5 protein-coding genes and 1 pseudogene are annotated in these 5,154 nt (G+C 59.1%); 2 read left to right on the top strand and 4 right to left on the bottom strand.

The annotated features are described in order from the left end of the window. From H1Y01_RS19680 to H1Y01_RS02965, 4 genes are all read right to left on the bottom strand, one after another. A partial coding sequence (locus H1Y01_RS19680) for a TIGR03915 family putative DNA repair protein (RefSeq protein WP_180538608.1) occupies positions 1-1,080 on the bottom strand: 1,080 nt, incomplete at its 3' end. Continuing rightward, positions 1,080-2,312 carry a putative DNA modification/repair radical SAM protein gene (locus tag H1Y01_RS02955; RefSeq protein ID WP_180538609.1) on the bottom strand — a complete coding sequence of 411 codons (1,233 nt, stop codon included), beginning with the start codon at positions 2,310-2,312 and terminating at the stop codon, positions 1,080-1,082. The genes H1Y01_RS19680 and H1Y01_RS02955, both read right to left, overlap by 1 nt. A 446-nt stretch (positions 2,313-2,758) precedes the next feature. Next, positions 2,759-3,031 carry a GNAT family N-acetyltransferase gene (locus tag H1Y01_RS02960; protein WP_180538611.1) on the bottom strand — a complete coding sequence of 91 codons (273 nt, stop codon included), beginning with the start codon at positions 3,029-3,031 and terminating at the stop codon, positions 2,759-2,761. 38 nt (positions 3,032-3,069) lie between these two features. Beyond that, positions 3,070-3,522 (bottom strand): GNAT family N-acetyltransferase, encoded by a 453-nt coding sequence (locus H1Y01_RS02965; RefSeq protein ID WP_180538613.1) that lies wholly within the window; start codon positions 3,520-3,522, stop codon positions 3,070-3,072. A gap of 165 nt (positions 3,523-3,687) precedes the next feature. Between H1Y01_RS02965 and H1Y01_RS02970 the strand changes: the two genes are divergently transcribed. Together H1Y01_RS02970 and H1Y01_RS02975 are read left to right on the top strand one after the other, a co-directional pair. Continuing rightward, the gene (locus H1Y01_RS02970) at positions 3,688-4,422 is read left to right on the top strand and encodes an alpha/beta fold hydrolase (protein WP_180538615.1); all 735 of its coding nucleotides are present in this window, start codon (positions 3,688-3,690) and stop codon (positions 4,420-4,422) included. Positions 4,423-4,461: 39 nt separating this feature from the next. Beyond that, positions 4,462-4,593 (top strand): annotated as a pseudogene (locus tag H1Y01_RS02975) (SDR family oxidoreductase); the annotation flags it as partial. Positions 4,594-5,154: the final 561 nt, after the last annotated feature.

Consider the following 5,154-nt stretch of genomic DNA (forward strand, 5'->3'; position numbering starts at 1 on the left):
CTTGCCGCGCTCGACGAACTTGAAGTGCTTGACCGCGTTGGTCACGTAAACCTGCTTGCGATCGACGCCGGCTTCTTCGAGCGCCTGATCAAGCAGGCGTCCCGCGGGACCGATGAACGGCTTGCCGGCGAGGTCTTCGGAATCGCCCGGCTGTTCGCCGACCAGGATGACGCGAGCCTGCGCCGGTCCTTCGCCGAACACGGTTTGCGTGGCGTGTTTGTAGAGATCGCAGCCCTGACAGGCGCGCGCGGCTTCAGCCAGGACATGGAGTGAGTGCGAGGCCGGAATGAAGCGTGCGGCTGAATCAGGTTGTTGTTTGGCCATTTGCGTAACTCGGGAATCGGCTTGCGCGACAAGGCTGGGGATCAATGCGGTCTCAGGCATTGTGGACCAGTGACGCACCGGCATTTCCGCCTTCATCGCGCTGATTTTGACGCGGGCCGGATTGAAGATCGAAGCATAGTAATCGAGCCAGAGTTGTTCGAGCGCATCGTCTTGCGGAGCTTCGTTCTTCGCCACGCCGGGTCCGAAGGTCAAATGCGTCAGATCCCAGAACGCGCTCTTATCCGGCGTGAGAATAGCGAATCGCATCGCGCCAAAGCGGCGCACGAAGAACGGCGCATTGGCTTCAACAATGTGGTGATCCGGGCGGTGCCACGCGATATAGCGATCGCCCTCCGCGTCGGTGACTTTGCGAAATCGGACGAACGCGCGCATCTTATGCATGTCGCGGCCGACGGCATGATGCATCTGCTTCAGGCGCAGGATATCAGGGTCGCTATCGATCGCCAGGAGTTTCGGCTCGCCGTGCGTGAGGCGGTAAAGGACGCGGTAGAGCAGCGGCCAGCGGTCCGGGTCGCGGTGGCACGCGGCCAGCTCCGCGAGATCGAGGAAAGCCTTGGGAACGCGCGGCGATCTCGCCGATGGCGCAGGTTGTTCCGCCGGCTCACTGAAGAGCGACGCCTGGCTGCCCTGCGATTCGGACCAGAGAATGCTATCGGGTGCGGCGTCGTTGGCGAGCAGACGGCGGGCCTGGTCGCGCCAGTGGGGGAAATCGGGTTCGAAGACGACTTCGAGCATTACAGTTCGCCGGTTCGCGCGGTTGCGGCGGATTCGAAAAGATTGAGCTGTTCGGGCGGCGTGACCTGGTCCGGTAAACGTTGCGTATCGAGCAGACGCGCGGCCCGGTTCGGACCTGCTGCCGTGAGGAACGGTTGCGCTTTGGTCAGCGAGACACGCAGCCGTTTCAGATCGTCGAAGTCAAGCCGGTGATAGCGGCGGATGCTAAGAATGCGATCGACATTGCGAAGGCCTAATCCGGGAACACGGAGGAGCGCGGCACGCGAGGCCGCGTTCACATCAACCGGAAAGAAGGCGCGATTGCGAAGCGCCCACGAAAGTTTCGGGTCCTGCTGAAGTGAGAGATTGGGTTCCGCGGCAGTGGTGATTTCGCTTTGATCGAACCCGTAGAAGCGCATCAGCCAATCGGCTTGATACAGTCGATGTTCGCGGATCAGCGGGGGATGCTGCGCCGGTAGCGTGGGATCGCCATGCGGGATCGGGCTAAACGCCGAGTAGTAGACGCGGCGCAGCTTGTGCGTGTCGTAGAGTGACAACGCTTTCGCGAGCATCTCCGCGTCGGTCGCGGGAGTCGCTCCTACGATCATCTGCGTGGTTTGTCCGGCGGGCGCGAAGTGCTTCTTACTGTCCTTCGCCTCAAGGAATCGATAGCGGATCTGTTGCATCGATTGCTCGATTTCCGTATGCGACTTAGCGGGCGCGAGTTGGATAAGATCATTCTCGCGGGCTAGCTCGATGTTGGCGCTCAGGCGATCCGCGTACTTACCGGCAAGTTGCAGCGCGTCCGGCGAAGCCCCGGGAACCGCTTTCAAGTGGATGTAACCGCCGAATAGATGCTCTTCGCGCAGCGTACGCGCGACTTGAATGAGCTGATCCATCGTGTAGTCGGCATCCTGAATCACGCCGGAACTAAGAAACAAGCCTTCGATGTAATTGCGCTTGTAGAACTCAAGGGTGAGCCGCGCGACTTCGCCTGGAGTAAATCGAGCCCGGCGCGTGTCACTTGAGATTCGATTAACGCAGTAACTGCAATCGTAGATGCAGTAGTTGGTGAGCAGAACTTTGAGCAGCGAAACGCAGCGGCCATCGGGCGTGTAGCTGTGGCAAATACCCATGCCTTCGGTGTTGCCGAGTCCGGATTCTGCGCGCTTACGGTAAGAGCCGGAGCTAGCGCAGCTCGCGTCATATTTCGCGGCGTCGGCAAGGATTTTCAGCTTATCGCGCGTCTCCATTAGTCCCTCTGTAAGATGTCTGGGAAGGTCCCGCTGTTTCTATTTTGTCGCGGAGGGGTGAGACATCCGTGTCGCGAAGGGAAATTTCCACCGGCGTGGTCCACGATGCGCCCGCAGACCTAAAGAAGGCACTTACCTCCGGCCCCCAAGCTTTAGCCACATGGGAGGATATTACACCGCTCGCACGAAAAAGCACAGCTCCGTCGAAAATCACGCTCCACGCGTGATTTTCATTACTTCCGATGTCTCTCGGAGACATCCTGGCTTACTCGCGTGCGCGGCTCAGTAGAATCAGTACGTTATGTTCGTTCGAGGACATGGGTAACAGAGCCGCGACGGTGACGGAGCGGTTACTATCACGGGCTGCTAGCCCATCGAGTCATCGTGTAGCCTTTCCGTAAGCGACGCCGAGTTTCTCAAACCCCAGTTTTTCCACGATTCGTCTGCTAAGCCTCATTACCTTCGAAGTACCCCCTACTGATCGCTGTCGCGGCAAGGTAGCCGAACGCGCAACGAATCGCGCCGTTCGCCGCCTCCGTGGCGAAGCCCTGTCCTGCGAACTTCGGCGCCACCCAATAACCGGTCTTATATACGCCGGGCTCATCGGTAATGCCCAACGCGGTTCGAACGACGAAATCTCCGTTGATCCGTAGAAACCCATCTAATGCGATCCCTTCTTGACTCTGATAATTCCTCACGGGACGAACAGACTGTTCCATTGCTTCCCGCGAAGTGGCCCATAGAACGCCCGTCCTAGTCAAAGCTTCTTCCGGAAGTGTATGCAGCGGTCCACGATTTCAAAACCGAGTGCAAGGTGGGCCAATTCGGATTCCTCGTGATCGATCCAGGTATCCGATGCCATCTCGATGCAGCCCTGACTACACGCCCAACCTTCGGCCGCTCCGATCAGTGCCGCGCCGATGCCGCGCCTGCGGAAAGAAGGATCGACGAACCAGCCTTCGATGAAGCCGACCGGTCGTGCCGGATCGCAGCCATCCGCATGAGAACGCAGTCCGACATCGACGAAACCAATGAGGCCGCCCTCGGCGAAATGCGCCACAAAGCTCGCGAAGGGCAGCGAGCTAACAGGACCGTTCTCCAGCTCTCTCAAGTGTTCCGCGAATGACGCCTCGGGCCAAAGTGAAGCGCGCATCTTTGCAAGCTCGATGTGATCCGGCTTTTGCGCCAGTCGAATGGTAGCTGGGTCCATAACCAGATTGTCCGCGCTCGTTGAAGCGTGATGCCGGATCCTCCCGCGGACCCGTTCGGTGCGACGAATGTTGAATCCATACGAAGAAGGACGAATCTCTTGTGAGTGAGTCGCGCAAACGGAGCGCTTCCCGCGTCCGTTGCGCTTCGGAGTAAAGGAGACGCAATGCCACAAACTCTTGCATCGCAAGCCGTAAAGAATGTCGTTTTAGTCCATGGCGCTTTTGCCAACGGGTCCAGTTGGGACAAGGTCATTCCCAAGCTACAGGCGAAGGGTCTGCACGTGGTTGCCGTTCATCTCCCGTTCACCGGGTTTGCGGATGATGTCACGGCGGCCAAGCGGGTGATCGACGCTCAGGACGGCCCCGTGCTCCTGGTCGGCCATTCCTACGGCGGCGCAATCATTACGGAAGCCGGCAATGACCCCAAGGTAGCTGGTCTTGTGTACGTCGCGGCATTCGCCCCGAACAACGACGAGGCAGTCGGCGACACGGGCAAGGATTTTCCCAAGCCGGCCGGTCTCGATGAACTTCGGCCGTTCGGTGGTGACGGGTATCTTCTTCTGACGCCGGCAGGTTACGCCCAACACTTCGCCCCGGATCTCACCGCCGAAGAGAAGCAGATCCTTATCGCTACGCAGCCGCCGGCGCCGGCCTCCATCTTCGGGGCCAAGATCCCGTCGGCCGCCTGGCACTCAAAGCCCAGCTGGTACGTGGTCGCGAGCAACGATCACATGATCGCGCCGGAGTATGAGAAGAGTATCGCGAATCACATCAACGCGGATACGACAGTAGTGCATTCAAGCCACGTCGCGATGCTCTCCTGTCCGAACGAAGTTGCAGCAGTTATCGAACACGCCGCGGCGGGGAAGACGGAGTTGGCTGCATCCTCCGGACGGTGAGACCACAACCGTCGTGACAGGCGCGTCGAAAGGTTGTACCTGGTAGCCAGACCTCCCCTCGGCCGCGCCGGGACTCCCCAGGATATCGCGGACCTAGTTACTTTTCTGGCCACGGATGACGCTCGTTGGGTAACGGGCCAACTAATTCAGGCCTCGGGCGGTTTGCGCTAAGTTACTGCCTTGACGATGAGTACCGGCGGCCTGTGTGGAGTCACCTTCGGAACAGTACCCCGTCGACCTCAATCGTTGGTTGCGTGCTTCAGACTGTTCACTTAGCGAAAAGGCGTTCCCTGCGGCTAAACGTACGGATGCGCCTTCCGCGTCCAGCATAACAACGGTGCTGCGATTGGTCAGGTTGACGTGCAGAAATCCGGCTCTCGGAGGAAGGCGCACGTTGAGTTCTGCTTCCGGACGCTCTGGTGAAATTCTTACTTCCGGAGGCAGCCCGGTTGATCCCGCGCGTCCCGTGCTGAAAACAGAATATCCCGCGTCGGGGTCGTCCCCGTAAACGGTGTAACTGCCCCACCAGGGTAGCCTCTCGAATCGGTAACATCCGCTTTGGTCCGTTCTTGTTTTAGGAAGTAGTGTCGCGAGGATAACTCCTGGTCGCTACCGATGTTACGCCGTTCGACGAAACCGGCAACTCCTGCGAATATCGCGGTGCGCGCCCAAACACAAACTTTCCAAAACCCAATCTCCCCACCCCTCAACAACTTACCCCCAAATTTGCCC

This window comes from Nevskia soli (assembly GCF_903970205.1).
In the GTDB taxonomy this organism is placed as follows: Bacteria; Acidobacteriota; Terriglobia; order Bryobacterales; family Bryobacteraceae; genus Bog-113.

Excerpts from the sequence above, each read along its gene's own strand:
- H1Y01_RS02965 (WP_180538613.1), bottom strand. The coding sequence starts at position 3,522 with ATGGACCCAGCTACCATTCGACTGGCGCAAAAGCCGGATCACATCGAG.
- H1Y01_RS02955 (WP_180538609.1), bottom strand. The coding sequence starts at position 2,312 with ATGGAGACGCGCGATAAGCTGAAAATCCTTGCCGACGCCGCGAAATAT.
- H1Y01_RS02970 (WP_180538615.1), top strand. The coding sequence starts at position 3,688 with ATGCCACAAACTCTTGCATCGCAAGCCGTAAAGAATGTCGTTTTAGTC.
- H1Y01_RS02960 (WP_180538611.1), bottom strand. The coding sequence starts at position 3,031 with ATGGAACAGTCTGTTCGTCCCGTGAGGAATTATCAGAGTCAAGAAGGG.